Raw genomic sequence first — 21,453 nt, 5'->3', positions numbered from 1 at the left:
ACGTCGTCCCGGTGGACCGCCCAGCATGGCACGCGGTCCATGGTCAAAGGAGCCGGTTGGCCCACGCTACGGACCGCGGCGGGCAACGGGCACGGGGCATGGCAGTCTTGGGGCATGGCCGTGCAGATCAACCCCAGCATCCTGTCCGCGGATTTCGCCCGTCTTGCCGAGGAGGCAAGGGCGGTCGAAGGTGCCGATTGGCTCCATGTCGACGTCATGGACAACCACTTCGTTCCCAACCTCACCCTCGGGGTGCCGGTCGTAGAGTCTCTCGCCCGAGCGACGGACACGCCGCTGGACTGCCATCTGATGATCGAGGACGTCGATCGCTGGGCTCCGCAGTACGTCGAAGCGGGCGCCGGATCGGTCACCTTCCACGTGGAGGCGGCCGCCGCTCCCGTCCGCCTGGCCCGCGAGATCCGAGCCCAGGGCGCCCGCGCCTCCATGGCGCTGAAGCCCGCGACGCCCATCGAGCCGTACGAGGATCTGCTCGCCGAGCTCGACATGCTGCTGATCATGACCGTCGAGCCGGGGTTCGGCGGCCAGGCGTTCCTCGACATCATGCTCCCGAAGATCCGTCGTACCCGCGAGTTGATCAGCAAGCACGGCCTCGAACTCTGGCTCCAGGTCGACGGCGGCGTCTCCGCCGAGACCATCGAGCGCTGCGCCGAGGCCGGCGCCGACGTCTTCGTGGCCGGCTCGGCGGTCTACGGGGCGAACGACCCGGCGGAGGCGGTACGTGCACTGCGCACCCAGGCGGCCGGGGCGACGTCCACGGCGGCATGGGCGTGCGGCCACTGAGCCACCAATACGTGAACGCAGTCCTTCGGGGCTGATCAAGTACGTCAGATCTGCAAGGATGAACGGCGAACCCAGGTTGCGCTGCGGCAATGCGCGAGAAGCCGTGGCCATGCGCGCGAAGCCCACGCGGATGTGTGTGAACGCGTGAACGACAGATGCTTGAAATGACAGTCGTGAAATGACAGTGAGGAGATCGTCGTGTCGACGGGCGGCCGGTCAGCCATGCGGATGGGACCCGCGGAGCTGGTGCAGGCGGCGGCCATGGCCCGCCGCTTCTATCTCGAGGGCAAGTCGAAGATCCAGATCGCCGAGGAGTTCGGCGTGAGCCGCTTCAAGGTGGCCAGGGTCCTGGAGACGGCTCTCGAACGTGATCTCGTACGGATCGAGATCCGTGTGCCCGCCGAGCTGGACGCGGAGCGCTCGGACGCGCTGCGCGCCCGCTACGGCCTGCGGCACGCGGTCGTCGTCGAGTCGCCGGCGCCGGCCGACGAGATCGACGAGTCGCCCGACCCCGAGAACCTCGGCGAGGTCGCGGCCGATCTGCTCGGCGAGCTGGTCACCGAGGGCGATGTCCTCGGCCTCGCGTGGGGACGCTCGACCATTCACATGGCCGCCGCCCTCGACCAGCTGCCGCCGTGCACCGTGGTGCAGCTGACGGGTGTGTACGACGCCGGGACCGCCGAACGCGGCTCGGTCGAGGCCGTGCGGCGTGCCGCGCAGGTCTCGGGCGGCGAGGCCCACCCCATCTACGCGCCGATGCTGCTGCCGGACCCGGCCACGGCCGCCGCGTTGCGGAACCAGACCGGGATCGCGCGGGCGTTTGAGTACTTCGACAAGGTCACCGTCGCCGCGGTCTCCATCGGCTCCTGGGAGCCCGGCATCTCCACCGTCCACGACATGCTCAGCGACGAGGAGCGTGCGCATTACGCCTCGCTGGGGGTCGCCGCCGAGATGTCCGCGCACCTCTTCGACGCCGAGGGCCGCAGGGTCGGGCGTGACCTGGGGGAGCGGTGCATCACCGTCGAGGCGGACCGGCTCCGGCGGATTCCTGAGGTGGTGGCCATCGCGGGCGGGCAGCGGAAGGCCGCCGCGATCGACGCGGTGCTGCGTTCGGGTCTTGTGACCAGCCTCGTCACGGACACGGCTGCGGCTGATCAGCTGATGGTCATGGGGCACACTCCGCATCCTGCGTTGGACCGGGCGGATCCGGACGGTAGTTGAGTTTCTGCCGGTTGTGGGGGCTGAGCGCGCCCACGCGGCGGAGCCGCAAATGGACGCCGCCCCGCGCCCCTTGCGGGGCGCTGTGGCAGCATCTGCCGCATGCTGACCCGGTTCGTCCCTCGCGCGCTGGGGGCGCTGCTGGTCTGTTTCACTGTGCTGGTGGCCGGGTGCTCATCGGACGGTGCGCAGGGCGCCCCCGCCTGGGCCCGCGGCATGCCCGTCGTCCAGGACGACCGGCTGCCTGCCGAGGCGCGGCGGACGTTGCGGCTCATCGATGACGGTGGGCCCTTCCCGTACGCCAAGGACGGCTCCGTCTTCGGCAACTTCGAGGGCGAGCTGCCGAAGCAGCGGCGCGGCCACTACCGCGAGTACACCGTCCCCACCCCCGGCGAACGCGACCGGGGCGCGCGGCGGATCGTCACCGGGAGCGGCGGCGAGACCTACTACACCGACGACCACTACGCGTCCTTCAAGGCGGTACTGAGATGACGCCCGAACAGCTGCCCCCGGAGCCGCTGGCCCCCGTGCTGGAGGCCGTCCGTGCCGCCGGTATGGCCACCGTCTCGCTCGACCTGAGCGGCGTGCGCGACAAGGCCGCCTTCATGGAGCGCTGCGCCCGCGCGCTCGACCTGCCCGAGTGGTTCGGGCACAACTGGGACGCGCTCGCCGACTGCCTCACCGATCTGGGCGGCGCGTCCGCCGCGCCCGGACGGCTCCTCGCCGTCTCCGGCTGGCAGGAGTACGCCGAAGCCGCCCCCCAGGAGTGGATCGTCGCCCAAGAGGTGTTCACGGATGCCGTGGAGTACGCGCGGGGGCGCGGGACCGGCCTGGAGATCGTTCTCGCGCTCGGCACGCGCTCCTGAGCGGAGGGTGACCGTCCGGGGCGGCGCTTGGAGGATCCGACCAGGGGCCCGGCGACCCGGCTGGGTGATCATCCCAGGCGGCGCATCACCCGGGGCATGGGACACTGAAGTACGTGCTTTTCCCTCGGCCTAACTGTCCGGGGGCCACCTCTGAACGACTGGGATGAGCAGCACGTGCGCTTCCTCAATGACAACCAGCCTGCGTACGACCTGACGTACGACGACGTCTTCATGGTGCCGAGGCGCTCCGCCGTCGGATCGCGTCAGGGCGTCGACCTCTCGTCGCCGGACGGCACCGGCACCACGATCCCGCTGGTCGTCGCGAACATGACCGCGATCGCCGGCCGCCGGATGGCTGAGACCGTCGCCCGCCGCGGTGGCCTCGTCGTGATCCCTCAGGACATTCCGATCGAGGTCGTCACCGAGGTCATCTCCTGGGTCAAGACGCGCCACCACGTCCTGGACACCCCCATCGTCCTGGCCCCCACGCAGACCGTCGCCGACGCGCTCGCCCTGCTGTCCAAGCGCGCACACAACGCCGGCGTCGTCGTGGACGCCGACCAGAAGCCGGTCGGCGTCGTCACCGACACGGACCTGAACGGCGTCGACCGCTTCACCCAGCTCTCCGAGGTCATGTCCAAGGACCTCGTGCTGCTCGACGCGGACATCGACCCGATCGAGGCGTTCAACAAGCTGGACCACGCCAACCGCCGCTACGCCCCCGCCGTGGGCAAGGACGGCCGCCTCGCCGGCATCCTGACCCGCACGGGCGCCCTGCGCGCGACGCTCTACTCGCCCGCGCTCGACGCCAACGGCAAGCTGCGCATCGCCGCCGCCGTCGGCATCAACGGCGACGTCGCGGCCAAGGCCAAGCAGCTCCTCGACGCGGGCGCCGACACGCTCGTCGTGGACACCGCGCACGGCCACCAGGAGTCGATGATCGCCGCGGTCGAGGCCGTGCGCGCGCTCGACCCGCAGGTGCCGATCGTCGCGGGCAACATCGTCGCCGCCGAGGGCGTACGGGACCTGATCGAGGCCGGCGCCGACATCATCAAGGTCGGCGTGGGCCCCGGCGCCATGTGCACCACGCGCATGATGACCGGCGTCGGCCGCCCCCAGTTCTCCGCCGTGCTCGAATGCGCCGCCGAGGCCGCGAAGTTCGGCAAGCACGTGTGGGCCGACGGCGGTGTCCGCCACCCCCGTGACGTCGCCATGGCGCTGGCCGCCGGTGCGTCGAACGTCATGATCGGCTCGTGGTTCGCCGGGACGTACGAGTCCCCGGGCGACCTGCAGCAGGACGCCAACGGCCGCCTCTACAAGGAGTCGTTCGGCATGGCGTCGGCGCGAGCGGTCAAGAACCGCACCAGCGAGGAGTCGGCGTACGACCGTGCTCGCAAGGCGCTGTTCGAGGAGGGCATCTCGACCTCGCGGATGTTCCTCGACCCGGAGCGTCCCGGCGTCGAGGACCTGATCGACTCGATCATCGCGGGTGTCCGTTCCTCCTGCACGTACGCCGGTGCGGGTTCGCTGGCGGAGTTCGCCGAGCGGGCCACCGTGGGTGTGCAGAGCGCCGCGGGCTACGCGGAGGGCAAGCCGCTGCACGCCAGCTGGAGCTAGTCGCTCCGCGAAGGGGTGCGGGATTCGACTGCCGGTCCGTCGGGGCTGGTCGCGCAGTTCCCCGCGCCCCTTCGGGGCGCTCCCCGGAGTTAGCCCCGTACCGCAGCCGCGTACGCGTCGATGGCCGGGCTTGGCGTCAGCAGGGCACACTGCGGGCGGCATCTCGCAGCGCATGCTCACCCTCACCGTGCACCCCCGATGGTCGGATACGGGAACTTCACGCTCACCCCGCCGTCCACGACGAGCGTCTGCCCGGTGACGTACGAGGACAGTGGCGAGGCGAAGAAGAGCAGGGCCGACGCGATGTCCGAGGTTTCGGCCACCCGCCCCAACGGGGCGTTGCGCGCGTTGCGTTCGCGGCCCTCCTCGCCGATCAGGGCCGCCACCCGCGGCGTCCAGACGACACCGGGCGCCACCGCGTTCACCCGTACCCCGCGCGGGCCGTACTCCACCGCCGCCGAGCGGACCAGGGAGATCAGGCCCGCCTTGGCCGCGCCGTACGCCGCGTGGAGGGGCGCCGCCGTCAGGCCCGACACGGACGCCACGAAGACCAGCGGGCCGCCGCCCGCGTCGGCGAGCGCCTCGCCGCCGTACTGGACAGTCAGCCAGGCGTGCCGCAGGACGAGGGAGAAGGCCCAGTCCCAGGAGTCGTCGTCCAGCTCGTCCAGGGGCGCGTAGCGAGCCATGCCCACGATGTCGACCACACCGCCGAGCGGGCCCAACTCCCGCCGCGCGTGGGCGAAGAGCTGCCGCATCTCCTCGCGCCGCGTCACGTCCGCGACGTACGGGACACCGCCTGTCTCGGCGGCGACCGCCTCCGCGCGGCCCTTGTCGAGATCCACGCACAGGACCCGCGCGCCCGCCGCCGTGAGCGCGTGCGCGGTCTGGCGGCCGATGCCGTTGCCCGCGCCGAGGACGACGTAGGCGCGGTCGTCCAGGCGGTGCAGGGTGGCGTAGTCGGGGACGGGGGAGGTGTCGAGCGGCTCGCTCACGGTGCCTCCCGCCGGGGCCGGTAGGAGGCCAGCTCCGGGATGACTTCCTTGCCCAGGATCTCGATCGTGCGCAGGATCTCCTGATGCTCCAGATAGCCCCACTGGACGTAACAGATGAGCTGGTCGATGCCGAGGTCGGCGTAGCGCTTGGCCTTGCGGACGACGGTCTCCGCGTCGCCGATGAGGATCATGTCGCCGTCGCTGAACTCCTCGACGGGGACGTTCCCTTCGATGATCGGGGTGAGGAAGGGGAACGTCCGCTCGCGCTCGTCGGAGGAAAGGTGCGGCAGTTCCCAGTCGAGCGTGAACTGGGCGAGGTTGCGGTACCACCAGGCCACCGAGTCCCAGATCCGCTGCGCAGGCCGGTCCGCCACGTGCACCAGCGTGTACGCGCTGACGCGGTCCGTGGTGACGTCCGTGAGGGGGGACGGCGCACGCGCGGCCGCACGGTAGGCGGCGACTTGACGGGCCATCACCTCCAGCGGCTGCATGATCGAGAAGGAGAGCAGCCCGAGCCCCGCCGCCCCCGCGACCTCCGCGGAGCCGGGGGACGTCGCCGCCATCCAGCACGGGGGATGCGGGTCCTGGACCGGCTTCGGCGTGACCATCCGGCGGGGGAAGGAGAACCGCTCGGACTCGTACGCGAAGTACTCCTCGCGCCACATGCCCGTCACGATCTCGATCGCCTCGCGCCAGTCGGACCGCGACTGTTCGCGATCGACCCCGAATGCCGTCTGTTCCATGGGAGTTGAACGGCCCGTGCCCCACTCCACGCGCCCATCCGAGAGGACGTCCACCGCCGCCACCTTCTCCGCGATCCGCTGCGGGGGCGTGAAGCCGAAGGGGGTGAGGGTGACGCCGAAGCCGAGCCGTATCCGCTCGGTGAGCGCCGCGAGATGGCCGAGGAGCACCTCGGGCGCGGGACAGTGCGAGCGGCCCTCGCGGAAGTGGTGCTCCACCGCCCACACCGTGCGGAAGCCGACCCGGTCCGCGAGCCGGATCTGTTCCACGGCCTCGCGGTAGGCGCGCTGCTCGGCCGTGCGCTGGCCGTGCGGATGGGGTCCGTTCCAGGGCTTCGGTACGTCGATCTCGTACAGCACATCGAGGTCCATGGCCTGCTGCCTCCCTCTCGACCGGAGTGCACGATCGGCTCGACCGGAGTGCACGATGGGGTAGATCTGACGAAGTGTCAATCGCTTCCCCGGAGCCCCCGAACGCAACGGACGAAACGGACCGCGCAACAAAGACCCGCCGGGCCGGGAAGTACGCAACGATCATGCGGGGCTGCGCAAGGTTGCTGCATTACGTACGTGAAGCGCGCCTCATAGAGTCGTCCGCTGTACGTGGTGTGGCGGGGACCGCCTGCTCGGCGGTCCCCATCCATGCGTGGGAGCTGCCGCCGGTCCCGCCGCCCTGACCGGCAGCGATGAAGGAGCCACGCGTGCTCGACCAAGGCGCACCCCCGCAGAACCGCCCAAGCCCCCCGGGGGCCGCCGGACTCGGCAGCCGCCTGATGCGGCGCAAGCCGGTGGAACTCCTGGTCGCGGAGGGTGGCCAGGGCGAGGGCGGCTCGTTGCGGCGCTCCCTCGGCATGTGGCAGCTGACCATGATCAGCATCGGCGCCACGCTCGGTACCGGCATCTTCGTCGTCCTCGGCGAGAGCGTCCCCAAGGCGGGGCCCGCCGTCACCATCTCCTTCGTGATCGCCGGTCTCACCGCCCTCTTCTCCGCGCTCTCGTACGCCGAGCTCGCCGGTTCCATACCGGTCGCTGGCTCCTCGTACTCGTACGCGTACGCAACGATGGGCGAACTCGTCGCCTGGGTCTGCGGCTGGTGCCTGGTCCTTGAGTACGGCGTCTCGGTAGCGGCGGTGGCCGTCGGCTGGGGCGAATACCTCAACGAACTGCTCAACGGGACCATCGGCGTCACGATCCCGGACGCCCTCTCGGCGGCCCCCGGTGAGGTCGACGGCGCCATCATCAACCTGCCCGGCCTGATCGTCGTCCTGCTCGCCATGGTGTTCCTGCTCGGCGGCGCCAAGGAGTCGGCGACGGCCAACACGATCATGGTGATCGTGAAGATCGCCGCGCTCGTGCTCTTCTGCACCATCGGCTTCATGGGTTTCAAGTCGGGCAACTACTCCGACTTCATGCCGCTCGGCACCGCCGGCGTCAGCGCCGCCGCCGCGAGCCTCTTCTTCTCGTACATCGGCTTCGACGCCGCATCCACCGCCGGTGAGGAAGCGAAGAACCCCCAGCGCGACCTGCCCCGCGCGATCATGCTCTCGCTGATCATCGTCACGTCCCTCTACGTCCTGGTCGCGGCCGTCGCCGTCGGCGCCTGGAACTGGACGGACTTCGAGGGCTCCGAGGCCGCGCTCGCCGCGATCATGAACGACGTCAGCGGCCAGAGCATGTGGGGCACGATCCTCGCCGCCGGCGCGGTCATCTCCATCGCGTCCGTCGTCCTGACCGTCCTCTACGGCCAGACCCGCGTCCTGTTCGCGATGTCCCGCGACGGCCTGGTCCCCAAGGTGTTCGGCAAGGTCAGCAAGAAGACCGGCACGCCCCGCGTGAACACCGTCATCGTGTCGCTGTTCTGCGCGGCGCTCGCCTCGGTCATCCCGCTCGGCAAGCTCGTCGACGCCACCAGCATCGGTACGCTCTTCGCGTTCGGCCTGGTCAACATCGCGGTGATCGTCCTGCGCCGGACCCGCCCCGACATGCCGCGCACCTTCCGGGTGCCGCTCGGCTGGCTCTTCCCGGTGCTCGGCTTCGGCTTCTGCGCCTACAACATGTTCAGCCTCGACTCCATCACCTGGGTCGTGTTCGGTGTCTGGATGGCCGTCGGCCTCGTGTTCTACTTCCTGTACGGCATGAGCCGCTCCCGATTGGCCTCCGCAGAGAAGTGATCCACCCCCAGTGCGACTGAACGATCTCGACGAACGCATCGTGCACGCCCTCGCCGAGGACGCCCGCCGCTCCTACGCCGACATCGGCCAGCTGGTCGGCCTCTCCGCGCCCGCCGTGAAGCGGCGCGTGGACCGGCTGCGGGAGACCGGGGCCATCACGGGATTCACCGTGCGGGTCGACCCGGCCGCGCTGGGCTGGGAGACCGAGGGTTTCATCGAGATCTATTGCCGTCGCAACACCTCGCCGGAGGCGATCCGGCGAGGCCTGGAGAGATATCCGGAGATCGCGTCCGCCTCCACCGTCACCGGGGAGGCGGACGCCGTCGTCCAGGTCTTCGCCGCCGACATGCGGCACTTCGAGCGGGTGCTCGAACGGATCGCGGGCGAGCACTTCGTGGAGCGTACGAAGTCCGTGCTCGTCCTCTCGCCCCTGATGCGCCGGTTCTCCTCCGGGGCGCCCGCCTAGCTCTTCATCGGCAGTACGTGCAGGTCGCCGCTGCCCGGCCTCGTCCTGTCGAACGGGGCAGCGCTCACGCACTTGGGCATGTCGTCCGGCAGGTCGTTCGGAATGCCGACCATGGCCCAGCTGTAGCCGAAGCGGTCCTGCTTGCCCTGGTCGTGGACCGTCATCCCGACGCGCTTGCCGATCGCCCCCTTCAGGCCGCCGTCCGCCTTCGTGATGACCGCCGACACCGTGGCGACCTTTCCGCCGGTCAGCAGGCAGTCCACGCGCGCCTCGGCGGACCCGCCGAACGTGGGGTTCTCCATGTAGTGGCTGAACTTGATGGTGCCGTACGCGGTCGTGGGATCGGTTTGGCCCTTGGCGTCCAGATGGGCGTCGAAGGTGACCGTGGCGTCGTCGCCGGGGCGGCGGTCCAGCATGGCGGTCCCGGTCAGGGAGGCCGCCTCGCGCGCAGGGTGCGGAGTGCTGGACGCGGTCGCGGGGCCCGTGGCTCCGGCGAGTGCGAGGAGCGCGGCGCCGACGGCGACTGCTCGGATGAAGGTGGAGCGGCGGTTCATGTGACGTCCCCGTCCGGCTGTGGTCCGCCCGGTCCCTCCGGGCGTGATCCACATTCCCGTGAGCCGGAGCCCGCCGCATCGTGCGCGAGGGGGTGACCGTCTCCGCCGCGCGGCGGAGGAGAAGGCGCCGGGGCTGCCCCGAAGCTGCCCCGAAGAGTCAGCCGGTCGGGTACGTCGGGTGCCAGGGCTGCACGTGAAAGTCGCCGGTGCCCTGCTTGACCTTCTCGAAGGGGGCCGCGCTCGTGCACTTGGGCAGCTTCTTGGTCCCGTCGGGGCCGCCCACCGAGGCCCAGCTGTAGCCCACGCGGTCGTGCTTGCCCTGGTCGTGAACCGTGAAGCCGACGCGGCCGCCCTTGATGCCCTTGAGGTTGCTGCCGGTGATGACGCCGGTGGCCGTGGCGACCTTGCCGCCCGTCATCAGGCAGTCGATGCGCCCCTCGGCCCAGCCGCCCTTGCCGCCAGGCTTGTCGAGGTGGACGAAGCGGAAGGTCCCGGTCGCCTTGTCGGGGCGCATGTTGTCGCGCCGCGCGAGGTGGGCGTCGAAGGTGAACGTCACGTCCTCGGTGGTCGCCCGGTACAGCTTCGCGCTGCCGGTGAGGGCGGCGGCATCGCGGGCACGGGTGTCCGAGGCCGCCTGGTGTGCCCCGCCGCCGTCCGAAGCGACGGCGGCTCCCACCGCCCCCACGGACAGCAGCAGGGCGGTCCCCACGGCGATGAGACGGCTGCGATTGCCGGTCGGGCGGCCGGTGGTCGTCCAGGTGCTTCCGTTGCTTCCGTTGCTTTCGCTGCGGCTGGAGCGGTTGTCGCGGCTGTTGCGGTTCATGGGAAGCCTCCTGTTGGGGGCCGTTCACCCGGTCCTTCCGGGCCAGATCACGGTCTCGCGGCAGGGGGCGCCGGCACGTCCGGCCACGGGCGGCAATCCGTCTCCGCCGTGCGGCGGGGACGGCCCCCGTACCCCCTGCTCCCGGCGGCGGACATCACTACGACCCCGGTCCCACACCGCCGCGCAACGAATCGCCGCCCGGAGCCACGTACGCGCAACGGATCGAGCAGCGGCCCGCAACGCTCGCGCCTTGTCCGGGCATGGCCGCCGACCGTACCGTCTAACGGACCCCACCTGCCCCTTCGTACGCCACGAGGATCCGCCATGCCTGCGCTGCGCACCGCCCTGCTCCAGAGTTCCGGGCAGCTCGGCTCCGTCGCCGAGAACCTCAAGGCGCTCGACGACGCCGCGGGCCGTGCCGCCGCCGCGGGGGCCGGGCTGCTCGTGGCGCCCGAGCTGTACCTCACCGGGTACGCCATCGGCGATGACGTCGCGCGCCTGGCGGAGCCCGCCGACGGGCCCTCCGCCATCGCGATCGCGGAGACCGCCCTGCGCCACGGCGTCGCGGTCGCCTACGGCTACCCGGAGCGGGACGGGGAGCACGTCTTCAACTCCGTCCAGCTGATCGGCCCCGACGGCGCGCGCCTGGCGAACTACCGCAAGACCCATCTCTTCGGCTGCTTCGAGCGCGACCACTTCACGCCCGGTGAACAGGCCGTCGTACAGGCCGAGTTGGGCGGTCTGCGGATCGGCCTGATGATCTGCTACGACGTGGAGTTCCCGGAGAACGTCCGCGCGCACGCCCTCGCGGGGACCGACCTGCTGCTCGTGCCCACGGCCCAGATGCACCCCTTCCAGTTCGTCGCCGAGTCGGTCGTGCCGGTGCGGGCCTTCGAGAACCAGATGTACGTCGCCTACGTCAACCGGGTCGGCAAGGAAGGGGAGTTCGAGTTCGTCGGACTCTCCACGCTGGCAGGGCCCGACGGAGTCGCCCGCACCCGCGCCGGACGGGACGAGCAGCTGGTGTTCGCCGACGCGGACCCGGCCTTCCTCGCCGCGTCGCGCGAGGCCAACCCCTATCTGCGCGACCGCCGCCCGGGTCTGTACTCGTCCCTGGTCCGACCCGCCTGAGCCTCCCCCCTGCCCCCTTCTGCCGTTCTGCCGTTCCCGCAAGGAGTCCGTACCCCATGACGTCCACGGTGCCCAACGCCGTCCAGCACACCGACGCGCAGCCGCCGATCACCATGTTCGGTCCGGACTTCCCTTACGCGTACGACGACTTCCTCGCGCACCCGGCGGGCCTCGGCCAGATACCCGCGACCGAGCACGGCACGGAGGTCGCCGTCATCGGCGGCGGCCTGTCCGGCATCGTCGCGGCGTACGAACTGATGAAGATGGGCCTCAAGCCCGTCGTCTACGAGGCCGACCAGATCGGCGGGCGGCTGCGCACTGTCGGCTTCGACGGCTGCGACGAGAACCTCACCGCCGAGATGGGCGCGATGCGCTTCCCGCCGTCCTCGACGGCGCTCCAGCACTACATCGACCTCGTGGGCCTCAAGACCCAGGCGTTCCCCAACCCGCTCGCGGAGTCCACCCCCTCGACGGTCGTCGACCTCAAGGGCGAGTCCCACTACGCGACGACCGTCGACGACCTGCCCCAGGTCTACCGCGACGTGATGAACGCCTGGAACTCCTGCCTGGAGGAGGGCGCCGACTTCTCCGACATGAACCGCGCCCTGCGCGAGCGCGACGTGCCGAAGATCCGTGAGATCTGGTCCAAGCTCGTCGAGAAGCTCGACAACCAGACCTTCTACGGTTTCCTCTGCGACTCCGAGGCCTTCAAGTCCTTCCGGCACCGCGAGATCTTCGGCCAGGTCGGCTTCGGCACGGGCGGCTGGGACACCGACTTCCCGAACTCCATCCTGGAGATCCTGCGCGTCGTCTACACCGAGGCCGACGACCACCACCGCGGCATCGTCGGCGGCAGCCAGCAGCTACCCCTTCGCATGTGGGATCGCGAGCCGCAGAAGATCGTGCACTGGGATCTCGGCACCTCCCTGAGCTCGCTGCACGAGGGCGGCCTGCCGAAGCCCGCCGTGACCCGCCTCGACCGCACGGCGGGCAACCGCGTCACCGTCACCGACGCCTCGGGCGACATCCGCACCTACCAGGCGGCGATCTTCACCGCCCAGTCCTGGATGCTGCTGTCGAAGATCGCGTGCGACGACACGCTCTTCCCCATCGACCACTGGACGGCGATGGAGCGGACCCACTACATGGAGTCCTCCAAGCTCTTCGTGCCGGTCGACAGGCCCTTCTGGCTGGACAAGGACGAGGAGACCGGCCGTGACGTCATGTCGATGACGCTCACCGACCGTATGACGCGCGGGACTTACCTGCTCGACGACGGTCCGGACAAGCCCGCCACCATCTGCCTCTCCTACACCTGGTGCGACGACAGCCTGAAGTGGCTGCCGCTGTCGGCGAACGAGCGCATGGAGGTCATGCTCAAGTCGCTCGGCGAGATCTATCCCAAGGTCGACATCCGCAAGCACATCATCGGCAACCCGGTGACGGTGTCGTGGGAGAACGAGCCGTACTTCATGGGCGCGTTCAAGGCCAACCTGCCGGGCCACTACCGCTACCAGCGGCGCCTGTTCACACACTTCATGCAGGATCGCCTGCCGGCGGACAAGCGGGGGATCTTCCTCGCCGGGGATGACATCTCCTGGACGGCGGGGTGGGCCGAGGGTGCGGTCACGACCGCCCTGAACGCCGTGTGGGGCGTCATGCATCACTTTGGCGGGGCCACGGACGCGACCAACCCTGGTCCGGGGGACGTGTACGACGAGATCGCTCCCGTCGAGCTGCCTGAGGACTGACCGCCGTCCCGGGTGGGGCGCGTGGGAACCTGACAGTCCGTTGTGGCTGGTCGCGCAGTTCCCCGCGCCCCTTCGGGGCTCGTCCCCCGGCGCCTACACCCCCGCCGACCTCGCCGCCTCGTACACCTCCGCCGCGAGGTCCTTCAGTTCCTCCGCGTCCCGTGTGCTCCCCTGTAGTTCGATGAGGATCTCCTCCACCGCCCCGGTGGACGCGTGTGCCTCCAGGTCCTCGACGATCTGCTCGACGTTGCCCCGGAAGGGCGCGCGCCTCTCGCCCTCGTACGGGGTCGGCGTGTACCGCGCGTTCGCCCGCAGGACGCTCTGGACCGGCTGCGTGCGCCCCCGCTCGGCGGCCAGTTCCTTCAGTGCCTGCGCCTGCTCGGCCAGTTTCTCGGCGCCCATGCCCACCGGCATCCAGCCGTCGGCGCGGTCGACGAGCCTGCGCAGGGCGCGCGGGCTGCCCGCGGGCAGCAGGATCGGGATGGGGCGGGCGGGCTTGGGGCCGACCACCGAGGGCGCGATCGTGGTCAGCTCCCCTTCGTACGCCACCGGGTCCGGGCCCCACACCGCGCGGCAGACGTCGATGACCTCGTCGAGGACCTTGCCGCGCTGCTCGAAGGGGGCCACCGCCGACGCCGCGTATTCGTCGTGGGACCAGCCCGTGCCGAGGCCCGCGACGACGCGGCCGCCGCTCGCCGCGTCCAACGTGGCCAGCGTGCGCGCCAGTTGGAACGGGATGTGCAGCGGGGCGACCAGGACGCTGGTGCCGAGGCGGGCCCGCTCCGTGGCGGCCGCGGCGAGGGTCAGCGTGACCAGGGGATCGGCCACCGAGCGGTAGCTGTCCGGCCAGGGCAGTCCCTCGATGCCGTACAGACCCTGAGTCGCGGGCTCGGGGAAGAGGACGCGTTCGTAGACCCACAGGCTTTCGTAACCGATCTCCTCCGCCGCGCGGGCGACAGCCGGGACGTCACGCCCGATGCTGTACTGCCGGCCCTGCGGGAGGCTGAGCCCGAGTCGTGTGGCCATGCTGGTGCTCCTTCGCATCCGGGGTCACTGCCTTCAACGTACAACGATCGTTGGGGAGTTCCTCGGTGCGAGACCAGCGGCCCGGTCAGTCCGGCAGGGGAGTGAGCAGCATCCGGCCCACCAGGCCGACCGCTCCGTCGAGACGCTCCCGGAACTCGTCCGCGACGGCGGGCAGTTCGTTCAGGGCCCACATCGTCAGGGCCGTCGCCCAGGCGCTGTCCCTGGCCCGGTCCAGGCTCCAGGAGCCCAGCAGGTGAGTGAGCGGGTCGGCGATCTGGAAGAGGTCGGGGCCCGGCATCAGCTCTTCGCGGATGCTCTCCTCCAGCGAGACGAGGATGTCGCCCACGCGGTCGAACTCGTCCTCCAGATCCGCCGGTTCGCAGCCGAGCGTACGACACGCGTCCATGACGGCCAGCGGAAGGTCGTGCCCGATGTGCGCGTTGATGCCCGCGAGCGCGAACTGCAGAGGTCGTACGCCGGGATGACGCCGGAGCTGGAACAGCGGGCGCCAGCAGGCGGGCGGCCTGCGATCGGCCACCACCGCTTCGACCGCTCTCAGGTAGCGCTCGGCGAACAGGACGTCCAGCGTGATCGCGGCCCCGGAGTCAGGGAAAAGGCCACGCTCGACGTGCCGGCCGACCTCTTCGGTGACCGAGAGATAGACCCGGTTGAAGACCCCGACCCCGTCGCCCGCAGGGAAGCCGGCGCCCAGCGCGCGCATCCGCGCCACCACGCCGTCGACCCCGTGTGCCGAGCCTGTGCACTCCGCCAACCGCTGCAACTGAGCCATGGTGGCAGGGTCCCAGTCCTAGGCTGGCCGCAGTGCAACCGCACCGGCCGCTTCCCCAGAACGAGGGAACGGCGACCGTGTGTGCCCCTGGGGGAGGGGAACGGGCACGCCGTGTCAGGGGGACACGGGGGAGGGGGAGGAGCCGCACTGTGTCAGGCAACCGCGCACGACATCGCGCCGGCCGGCGAGCCGAGCGGAAGGGCGAGCGGAGGCGCGCCGCCCGTCACGGGTTCATGGTCGCCGCGGCCTCGGTCGTCGCCGCCGTCGGCACCGTCACCGGAATGGTGTCCGCCCTGGACGCCCTGGACGAAGGCGGTGGCAAGGACCGGGCGCGCCCGAAGGTGACGAAGTCGCCGACGCTGCAACCGCTGCCCGCGGTGCCGACGCCGTCCGCCTCGAAGCCCCCGGCGAAGCCGTCCCCGGTGAAGTCCTCCGCGGCCCCGAAGCCGAGGCCGAAGCCTTCGACGCAGCGTCCGAAGAAGCCGAGACCCGTCACGCCGAAGGCCAACTCCCTTTACCGGCACGGCGAATCCCAGGTCATCGACTGGGTCAGGGCCAACCGCGGCGACCCGCGCAGGCCGCTCATCGAGTCACGGATCGCCGACCGCCCCGCCGCCGTGTGGTTCGCGGAGTACGCGCCGGGGACCATCACCTCACGGGTGCGCGCGGTGACGTCGAGCGCCGGGAACAGGGTGCCCGTCGTCGTGCCGTACGCGATACCGGACCGCGACTGCGGAGGCGCGTCGCAGGGCGGGGCGCCGGACCTCGCGGCGTACGACGCGTGGATCGGGAAGTTCGCGGCCGGTCTCGGCTCGGGCGAGGTGATCGTGGTCCTCGAACCGGACGCGATCGCGCTGTCCGAGTGCCTCTCGGCGCAGCAGCGCACCGCACGCTATGCCTCGCTCGCTCGCGCGGGCCGCACCCTGAAGGCAGCCAACCCGAAGGCCAGGGTCTATTACGACGCGGGGCACTCCGGCTGGAACGCCGCGGCCAAGCAGGCCGGACGGCTGCGCGCGGCGGGCGCGGCGTCTCCCGCGTCGTCCGACGGCGTCTTCACGAACGTCTCGAACTTCCACCGCACCGACGACGAGGCCGCGTACGCCCGCGACGTCCTGTCCGCGCTCGGCGGCCCACCGGGACTTGGCGCCGTCATCGACACGAGCCGCAACGGCAACGGCGCCCCGGCGGACGGCGAGTGGTGCGACCCGGCGGGCCGCAGCCTCGGGCCGAGCCCGACGCTGCGCACCGGCCGGGACCGCATCGACGCCTATCTGTGGATCAAACTGCCGGGCGAGTCCGACGGCTGCAAGGGCGCGCCGGGCACGTTCACGCCCGGCTACGCCTACGACTTGGCGGGCGGCTGAGAGCCGTCGGCGCCCGCCTCGGGGGACCCGTCGCCCTCGTCGTACGTGGAGGTGCCCGAATCAAGGAGCGGTTCCTGCGTCTTGAGGTGCGGCGGGGCGAAGGCGCGCAGGACGTGGTAGCCGGTGATGACGACGATCGTGCCGAGCGCGATACCGCTCAGCTCGAAGTTGTCGGTGATCTTCAGCGAGACGCCGCCCACGCCGATGATGATGCCCGCGGCGGCCGGGACGAGGTTCAGCGGGTTGCGCAGATCCACCCCGGCGTTGATCCAGATCTGGGCGCCGAGCAGGCCGATCATCCCGTAGAGGATGACGGTGATGCCGCCGAGGACGCCGCCGGGAATGGCCGCCACGACCGCGCCGAACTTGGGGCAGAGGCCGAAGAGCAGGGCGAAGCACGCGGCGGCCCAGTACGCGGCCGTGGAGTAGACGCGGGTCGCGGCCATCACGCCGATGTTCTCGGAGTACGTCGTGTTCGGCGGGCCGCCCACCGCGGTGGAGAGCATGGAGGCGGCGCCGTCGGCGGAGATCGCCGTGCCGAGCTTGTCGTCCAGGTTGTCGCCGGTCATTTCGCCGACCGCCTTGACGTGCCCGGCGTTCTCGGCGACCAGCGCGATGACCACGGGCAGCGCGACGAGGATCGCCGACCACTCGAAGCTCGGCGCGTGGAAGGACGGCAGGCCGATCCAGTCGGCGTTGCCGACCGCGGAGAGGTCCAGGCGCCAGTGGTCGACGACCTTGCCCGAGCCGTCCGCCGAGTGGATCTTGCCGAAGGACAGGTCGAGGACCCAGGACAGGGCGTACCCGAAGATCAGCCCCAGGAAGATCGCGACGCGTGACCAGAATCCGCGCAGGCACACCACGGCCAAACCGGTGAACAGCATCACCAGGAGCGCCGTCCACTGGTCCTGCGGCCAGTAAGTGGACGCGGTGACCGGCGCGAGGTTGAAGCCGATCAGCATGACGACGGCGCCGGTGACGATCGGCGGCATCGCGGCGTGGATGATCCGCGCCCCGAACTTCTGGACGGCGAGGCCCACGAGGAACAGCGCGGCGCCGACCACGAGGACCGCGCCCGTCACGGTCGCCGACGAGCCGCCCTGCGCGCGGATGACCGCGGCCACGCCCACGAAGGAGAGCGAACAGCCCAGGTAGCTGGGCACCCGGCCGCGCGTGGCGAGCAGGAAGATGACCGTCGCGACGCCCGACATCATGATCGCGAGGTTCGGGTCGAGGCCCATCAGGACGGGCGCCACGAAGGACGCGCCGAACATGGCGACCACGTGCTGGGCGCCGAGCCCGAAGGTCCGCGGCCACGAAAGCCGCTCGTCGGGACGGACGACGGCTCCTGGCGCGGGGGTGCGCCCGTCGCCGTGCAGTCTCCAGCGCACGCCGAGATCCATGGTTCTGTTCCGCCTTCTGTGCGCCCGACTTTGTCAAGACCTGAATGAGTCAGCGCAATGTTAATCCGGCATAAGTTCCACTGGTTCTCACGGGATCTTCGCGGGAGCGACCGGAGTGACCTCCCGGCCGTCCGTGCGCAGGACGCCGGCGAACACCGCGAGGCCGCAGGCGAGGACCGTCACCAGGCCGAAGGAGACCACCAGGCTCGTCGCGTCGGCGAGCGTGCCGATCGCGGACGGGGCGATCAGGCCCGATGTGTACGTGATGGTGGCGACGCCCGCGATGGCCTGGCTCGGGTTCGGACCGCTGCGGCCGGCCGCGGCGAACGCGAGCGGCACCACGACCGCGATGCCGAGCCCGAGCAGCGCGAACCCGCCCATGGCGACCGCCGGATGGGGCGCCACCACGACCAGCAGCCCGCCGAGCGCCGCGACCACGCCGCCGACGCGCACCGTGCGGACCGCCCCGAAGCGGTCCACCACCGCGTCGCCCGCGAGTCGCGCGATCGCCATGGTGAGCGTGAAGCCGGTGGTCGACGCGGCGGCGACACCGGCCGAGCTGTCCAGGACGTCCCGCAGATAGACCGCGGACCAGTCAAGGCTCGCGCCCTCCGCGAAGACCGCGCAGAAGCCGACGGCGCCGATCAGGAGCGCCGACTTGGGCGGCAGTGAGAAGCGCGGCGGCGCCGCCTCCTCGGGCTCCGCCTGGAGATCGAGCACGCCCTGGCAGGCGAAGAGGCCGATCACGGTGAGGGCCACGGCGGCGAGCGCGTGGTGCAGGCGGGCGTCCGAGCCCAGGTGCGCGGCGACCGTGCCCGCCGCGGAGCCGATCAGGGCGCCGACGCTCCACATGCCGTGCAGTCCCGACATGATCGACTTCTTCATGCGGGTCTCGACCTCGACACCGAGGGCGTTCATCGCCACGTCCGACATGCCCGCCGTCGCGCCGTACACGAACAGGGCGAAGCAGAGCGTCAGGAGGTTCGGCGCGAGCGAGGGCAGGATCAGCGACATCGTCCACAGGGCGAGCAGGCCGCGCAGCGCCGTACGGGCGCCGAAGCGGTGGCTGACCCAGCCCGCGAGCGGCATCGCCACGGAGGCGCCGATCGCGGGGAAGGCGAGAGCGAGGCCGAGGAGCCCGGCGCTGAGGCCGGCGTGCTCCTGGATCCAGGGGACGCGGGTCGCGAAGGAGCCGGTGACGGCGCCGTGCACACAGAAGACAGCGGCCACGGCATACCGTGCCCGCCTCAACTGCCGTACTTCGTAGGTCACTTCACTCATCGACTCGCCGCCCTCCTGAGGTGCTGCCCCGCTACGGCGTCGTAAACTATCAGGAACCCTGCCTGATAAATAGCGGCTCTATGGAAGGATCCCCGGCATGCCCGCATCACCGAGCACCGCCCGGGCCATCAACGACCGGCTCGCCCTGGGGCTCCTGCAGCGCGAAGGACCGCTGACGGCCAACCAGTTGAAACAGCTGACCGGCCTCTCACGGCCCTCGGTCGCCGACCTCGTCGAGCGCCTTCAGGGCTCCGGCCTCATCGCGGTCGTCGGGGAGGCAGGTGCCCAGCGCCGCGGCCCCAACGCCCGGCTGTACGGGATCGTCGCCGACCGGGCGCATCTGGCCGCGCTCGACGTCCGCACCGGGGGCGTCTCCGTGGTCGTCACCGACCTGCTCGGCGCGGTGCTCGCCGAGGCATCCGCGCCCATCGGCGCCGACTCCGGCACCGGGCCCGCCGTCGAGCGAGCCGTCACCCTCGTGGAGCGCACCGCCCGGGACGGCGGCGTCCAGCGGCTGCACACCGTCGCGATCGGCGCCCCGGGCCTCATCGACCCCGCCACCGGCGAACTGCGCGACACCACCTCGCTGCCCGCCTGGCACCGGCGTCTGGCCGGAGCCCTCCAGGAGCGGCTCCCGGCCCGCGTCCTCGTGGAGAACGAGACCAACCTCGCCGCCCGTGCCGAACAGCGTGACGGCGCCGCCCACGACCGCGACACCTTCGTCCTCCTGTGGCTCGGCGACGGCGTCGGGGCCGCCGTCGTGCTCGACGGCACCCTGCGCCGCGGGGCGTCCGGCGGCACCGGGGAGATCGGCTTCCTGCCGGTGCCCGGCACGCATGTACTGCCCTCCGCCACCGGCTGCGAGGGCGGCTTCCACTCGCTGGCCTGCGCAGCCGCGCTGCGCGAGCTCGGCGCGGAGCACGGCCTGACGGCCGGGCGCGAGGCCGCGGATCTCGTACGGCACGCCGTCGAGTCCGGCCACGACGCCTTCCTCGACGCCGCCGCCGACCGCGTCGCCGTCGGCGCCGCCGCCATGGCCGCGATCCTCGACCCCGGCTGCGTCGTACTCGGCGGCGAGATCGGCCGCGCGGGCGGCGACGCGCTCGCCGCCCGCGTGGCGCACCGCCTCGCCGCCATGTCGCCGCTGCACACCGAGGTGCGCGCGAGCGTGTTCGGTGGCTCCGCGGTGCTGCGCGGCGCGCTGCTCGCCGCTAGGGACGCGGCGCAGGACGATCTCTTCGGACCTGGCCCCCGCCCCGGAGGCTGAGCCACAGCAGTGCGGCCGGCGCGATCACCCCCGCGCCGAGCAGCGCCATCAGTGTCGCGGCGGACCCGGCCGTCATCTGCTCCAGATGGGCCGAGTGGAACACCAGATGGGGCACGGAGAAGGTCAGATACGCGGCGAGCCCGACGGACACCAGCAGCGGCTCCGCCGAGCGCACACCCGCCGCGAGGACCACCCCGAGGGCCAGGGACATCGCCCCCAGGTCGCGCATCATGTGCTCGTTGTACGGCGGCAGGTCCGACACCCACAGGACGCCGTAGAAGGAGTGCGGTGCGAACAACTGCCAGCAGCCGACGGTCACTTGAGTGGCCGTCAGGGCCAGCAGGCCGCCCCGCAGCACCCTCGTCCCACGCCCGCTCACCGCTGCCCGCCGCGCCGCGCCGCGAGGAACTCCTCGAAGGTGCCCTTTGCCCACGGCCTGCCGAGGCGCCAGATGCCCGCCCTCGCGCATCCCGCGGTACGCCTTCCCCGCGAGCCGCACCGGCAGCAGCGGCCGACGCCGACCGGTCGCCCGCAGATAGGTGCGGGCCAGTTCGGTGAACGTGTGCACCGCGGGGCCGCCCATGTCGTCCACGCGTCCGGCAGGCGGCGCGAGGGCCAACTCGGCCAGCCGGTCGGCTACGTCGGTGACCTCGATCGGCTGGTCACTGACGCCCGCGGGCAGCAGCATCACCGGCAGCTTCGCCGAGGCCTCCAGGATCCGCGCCACCAGATCGTGGAACTGCGTGGTCCGCAGCACCGTCCAGCCGACCCCCGACTCCTCGACCAGCTTCTCGACGGCGAGCTTCGAGCGGTAGTAGCCGAGCGGCACGCGGTCCACACCGACGATCGAGATGTAGACCAGGTGCGCAACCCCGGCGCGCCGGGCCGCCTCGACGAGACGCGCCGCCGACACCTCGTCACCGCCGCGCTGCGTGGTCGCGCAGTGCACGACCACATCCACGCCCGCCACGGCCGAGTCGAGCCCGGGGCCGCCCTCGCGCAGGTCGACGGCGTACGGCTGGGAGCGGCGACTCAGTACGCGCACCTCGTGCCCGTCAGCGCGCAGCTTCTCGGCCAGCGGGCGGCCCAGGGTTCCGGTGCCGCCGGTCACCAGGATCGTGGTCATTGCTCGGCTCCTTCGCAGCGTGGACGGCTTCCGTGCCGTCCCTCACCGACTGAGAACCGGACAGCC

General features: G+C 71.2%; 20 protein-coding genes and 1 pseudogene. 11 read left to right on the top strand and 10 right to left on the bottom strand.

Annotation, left to right across the window (positions count from 1 at the left end):
- Positions 1–114 precede the first annotated feature (114 nt).
- From rpe to ACIBCK_RS19190, 5 genes are all read left to right on the top strand, one after another.
- The gene (gene rpe, locus ACIBCK_RS19210) at positions 115–801 is read left to right on the top strand and encodes a ribulose-phosphate 3-epimerase (protein ID WP_399391701.1); all 687 of its coding nucleotides are present in this window, start codon (positions 115–117) and stop codon (positions 799–801) included.
- Positions 802–1,023: 222 nt separating this feature from the next.
- Positions 1,024–2,022, top strand: a complete 999-nt coding sequence (locus tag ACIBCK_RS19205) for a sugar-binding domain-containing protein (protein ID WP_363211159.1) — start codon at positions 1,024–1,026, stop codon at positions 2,020–2,022.
- A 99-nt stretch (positions 2,023–2,121) separates the two neighbouring features.
- Positions 2,122–2,511, top strand: a complete 390-nt coding sequence (locus ACIBCK_RS19200) for a ribonuclease domain-containing protein (protein ID WP_399391699.1) — start codon at positions 2,122–2,124, stop codon at positions 2,509–2,511.
- The gene (locus ACIBCK_RS19195) at positions 2,508–2,885 is read left to right on the top strand and encodes a barstar family protein (RefSeq protein WP_399391697.1); all 378 of its coding nucleotides are present in this window, start codon (positions 2,508–2,510) and stop codon (positions 2,883–2,885) included. The genes ACIBCK_RS19200 and ACIBCK_RS19195 overlap by 4 nt, the downstream gene beginning before the upstream one ends.
- A 174-nt stretch (positions 2,886–3,059) precedes the next feature.
- Entirely contained in the window at positions 3,060–4,502 is a 1,443-nt protein-coding gene (locus tag ACIBCK_RS19190) for a GuaB1 family IMP dehydrogenase-related protein (protein WP_399391695.1), read from the top strand.
- A 182-nt stretch (positions 4,503–4,684) separates the two neighbouring features.
- Here the strand turns inward: ACIBCK_RS19190 and ACIBCK_RS19185 are convergent, their stop codons facing one another.
- Together ACIBCK_RS19185 and ACIBCK_RS19180 are read right to left on the bottom strand one after the other, a co-directional pair.
- Entirely contained in the window at positions 4,685–5,494 is an 810-nt protein-coding gene (locus ACIBCK_RS19185; RefSeq protein ID WP_399391693.1) for an SDR family NAD(P)-dependent oxidoreductase, read from the bottom strand.
- On the bottom strand, positions 5,491–6,606 hold the full coding sequence (locus tag ACIBCK_RS19180; protein ID WP_399391692.1) for an LLM class flavin-dependent oxidoreductase: 1,116 nt from the start codon (positions 6,604–6,606) through the stop codon (positions 5,491–5,493). Before ACIBCK_RS19180 ends, ACIBCK_RS19185 begins: the two co-directional genes overlap by 4 nt.
- Positions 6,607–6,935: 329 nt before the next feature.
- Here ACIBCK_RS19180 and ACIBCK_RS19175 point away from each other — a divergent pair, with 329 nt between their 5' ends.
- Entirely contained in the window at positions 6,936–8,405 is a 1,470-nt protein-coding gene (locus ACIBCK_RS19175; RefSeq protein ID WP_399391690.1) for an amino acid permease, read from the top strand.
- Between the two features lie 10 nt (positions 8,406–8,415).
- On the top strand, positions 8,416–8,871 hold the full coding sequence (locus tag ACIBCK_RS19170; protein ID WP_160503743.1) for an Lrp/AsnC family transcriptional regulator: 456 nt from the start codon (positions 8,416–8,418) through the stop codon (positions 8,869–8,871).
- Here the strand turns inward: ACIBCK_RS19170 and ACIBCK_RS19165 are convergent.
- Positions 8,868–9,425: a Repetin gene (locus tag ACIBCK_RS19165; protein ID WP_399391688.1), complete on the bottom strand. Its 558-nt coding sequence runs from the start codon at positions 9,423–9,425 to the stop codon at positions 8,868–8,870. The genes ACIBCK_RS19170 and ACIBCK_RS19165 overlap by 4 nt on opposite strands.
- A gap of 157 nt (positions 9,426–9,582) precedes the next feature.
- Positions 9,583–10,248 (bottom strand): Repetin, encoded by a 666-nt coding sequence (locus ACIBCK_RS19160; protein ID WP_399391686.1) that lies wholly within the window; start codon positions 10,246–10,248, stop codon positions 9,583–9,585.
- A gap of 333 nt (positions 10,249–10,581) precedes the next feature.
- On the opposite strand from ACIBCK_RS19160, the gene ACIBCK_RS19155 reads away from it, so the two are divergent.
- The gene (locus tag ACIBCK_RS19155) at positions 10,582–11,379 is read left to right on the top strand and encodes a carbon-nitrogen hydrolase family protein (RefSeq protein ID WP_399392286.1); all 798 of its coding nucleotides are present in this window, start codon (positions 10,582–10,584) and stop codon (positions 11,377–11,379) included.
- Between the two features lie 56 nt (positions 11,380–11,435).
- Positions 11,436–13,130, top strand: coding sequence for a flavin monoamine oxidase family protein (locus ACIBCK_RS19150; protein ID WP_399391685.1), 1,695 nt, complete (start codon positions 11,436–11,438; stop codon positions 13,128–13,130).
- Between the two features lie 93 nt (positions 13,131–13,223).
- Here the strand turns inward: ACIBCK_RS19150 and ACIBCK_RS19145 are convergent, their stop codons facing one another.
- On the bottom strand, positions 13,224–14,156 hold the full coding sequence (locus ACIBCK_RS19145) for an LLM class F420-dependent oxidoreductase (RefSeq protein ID WP_399391683.1): 933 nt from the start codon (positions 14,154–14,156) through the stop codon (positions 13,224–13,226).
- Positions 14,157–14,241: 85 nt separating this feature from the next.
- Entirely contained in the window at positions 14,242–14,946 is a 705-nt protein-coding gene (locus tag ACIBCK_RS19140; RefSeq protein WP_399391682.1) for a DUF5995 family protein, read from the bottom strand.
- A gap of 233 nt (positions 14,947–15,179) precedes the next feature.
- On the opposite strand from ACIBCK_RS19140, the gene ACIBCK_RS19135 reads away from it, so the two are divergent.
- Complete coding sequence (locus ACIBCK_RS19135) at positions 15,180–16,310, top strand: glycoside hydrolase family 6 protein (RefSeq protein WP_399392284.1); 1,131 nt, start codon at positions 15,180–15,182, stop codon at positions 16,308–16,310.
- Here ACIBCK_RS19135 and ACIBCK_RS19130 read toward each other — a convergent pair.
- Both ACIBCK_RS19130 and ACIBCK_RS19125 read right to left on the bottom strand, forming a co-directional pair.
- The gene (locus ACIBCK_RS19130) at positions 16,289–17,713 is read right to left on the bottom strand and encodes a uracil-xanthine permease family protein (RefSeq protein ID WP_399391680.1); all 1,425 of its coding nucleotides are present in this window, start codon (positions 17,711–17,713) and stop codon (positions 16,289–16,291) included. The genes ACIBCK_RS19135 and ACIBCK_RS19130 overlap by 22 nt on opposite strands.
- Before the next feature lie 87 nt (positions 17,714–17,800).
- Complete coding sequence (locus tag ACIBCK_RS19125; protein ID WP_399391678.1) at positions 17,801–18,994, bottom strand: MFS transporter; 1,194 nt, start codon at positions 18,992–18,994, stop codon at positions 17,801–17,803.
- 97 nt (positions 18,995–19,091) lie between these two features.
- Between ACIBCK_RS19125 and ACIBCK_RS19120 the strand changes: the two genes are divergently transcribed.
- On the top strand, positions 19,092–20,261 hold the full coding sequence (locus tag ACIBCK_RS19120) for an ROK family transcriptional regulator (RefSeq protein WP_399391676.1): 1,170 nt from the start codon (positions 19,092–19,094) through the stop codon (positions 20,259–20,261).
- Here the strand turns inward: ACIBCK_RS19120 and ACIBCK_RS19115 are convergent.
- Positions 20,206–20,640, bottom strand: coding sequence for a hypothetical protein (locus ACIBCK_RS19115; RefSeq protein WP_399391674.1), 435 nt, complete (start codon positions 20,638–20,640; stop codon positions 20,206–20,208). The two genes, ACIBCK_RS19120 and ACIBCK_RS19115, sit on opposite strands and share 56 nt — an antisense overlap.
- Positions 20,637–21,387 (bottom strand): annotated as a pseudogene (locus ACIBCK_RS19110) (SDR family oxidoreductase). Before ACIBCK_RS19110 ends, ACIBCK_RS19115 begins: the two are co-directional and overlap by 4 nt.
- Between the last annotated feature and the right edge of the window lie 66 nt (positions 21,388–21,453).

It is taken from the genome of Streptomyces sp. NPDC051218 (assembly GCF_044455475.1).
In the GTDB taxonomy this organism is placed as follows: Bacteria; Actinomycetota; Actinomycetes; order Streptomycetales; family Streptomycetaceae; genus Streptomyces.
This window is presented reverse-complemented; position numbering and strand designations above follow the sequence as displayed.

What these genes read in the sequence shown, in the direction of transcription:
- rpe (WP_399391701.1), top strand. Translation starts at nt 115, where the DNA reads ATGGCCGTGCAGATCAACCCCAGCATCCTGTCCGCGGATTTCGCCCGT.
- ACIBCK_RS19205 (WP_363211159.1), top strand. Translation starts at nt 1,024, where the DNA reads ATGCGGATGGGACCCGCGGAGCTGGTGCAGGCGGCGGCCATGGCCCGC.
- ACIBCK_RS19200 (WP_399391699.1), top strand. Translation starts at nt 2,122, where the DNA reads ATGCTGACCCGGTTCGTCCCTCGCGCGCTGGGGGCGCTGCTGGTCTGT.
- ACIBCK_RS19195 (WP_399391697.1), top strand. Translation starts at nt 2,508, where the DNA reads ATGACGCCCGAACAGCTGCCCCCGGAGCCGCTGGCCCCCGTGCTGGAG.
- ACIBCK_RS19180 (WP_399391692.1), bottom strand. Translation starts at nt 6,606, where the DNA reads ATGGACCTCGATGTGCTGTACGAGATCGACGTACCGAAGCCCTGGAAC.
- ACIBCK_RS19165 (WP_399391688.1), bottom strand. Translation starts at nt 9,425, where the DNA reads ATGAACCGCCGCTCCACCTTCATCCGAGCAGTCGCCGTCGGCGCCGCG.
- ACIBCK_RS19160 (WP_399391686.1), bottom strand. Translation starts at nt 10,248, where the DNA reads ATGAACCGCAACAGCCGCGACAACCGCTCCAGCCGCAGCGAAAGCAAC.
- ACIBCK_RS19150 (WP_399391685.1), top strand. Translation starts at nt 11,436, where the DNA reads ATGACGTCCACGGTGCCCAACGCCGTCCAGCACACCGACGCGCAGCCG.
- ACIBCK_RS19145 (WP_399391683.1), bottom strand. Translation starts at nt 14,156, where the DNA reads ATGGCCACACGACTCGGGCTCAGCCTCCCGCAGGGCCGGCAGTACAGC.
- ACIBCK_RS19140 (WP_399391682.1), bottom strand. Translation starts at nt 14,946, where the DNA reads ATGGCTCAGTTGCAGCGGTTGGCGGAGTGCACAGGCTCGGCACACGGG.
- ACIBCK_RS19135 (WP_399392284.1), top strand. Translation starts at nt 15,180, where the DNA reads ATGGTCGCCGCGGCCTCGGTCGTCGCCGCCGTCGGCACCGTCACCGGA.
- ACIBCK_RS19130 (WP_399391680.1), bottom strand. Translation starts at nt 17,713, where the DNA reads ATGGATCTCGGCGTGCGCTGGAGACTGCACGGCGACGGGCGCACCCCC.
- ACIBCK_RS19125 (WP_399391678.1), bottom strand. Translation starts at nt 18,994, where the DNA reads ATGAGTGAAGTGACCTACGAAGTACGGCAGTTGAGGCGGGCACGGTAT.
- ACIBCK_RS19120 (WP_399391676.1), top strand. Translation starts at nt 19,092, where the DNA reads ATGCCCGCATCACCGAGCACCGCCCGGGCCATCAACGACCGGCTCGCC.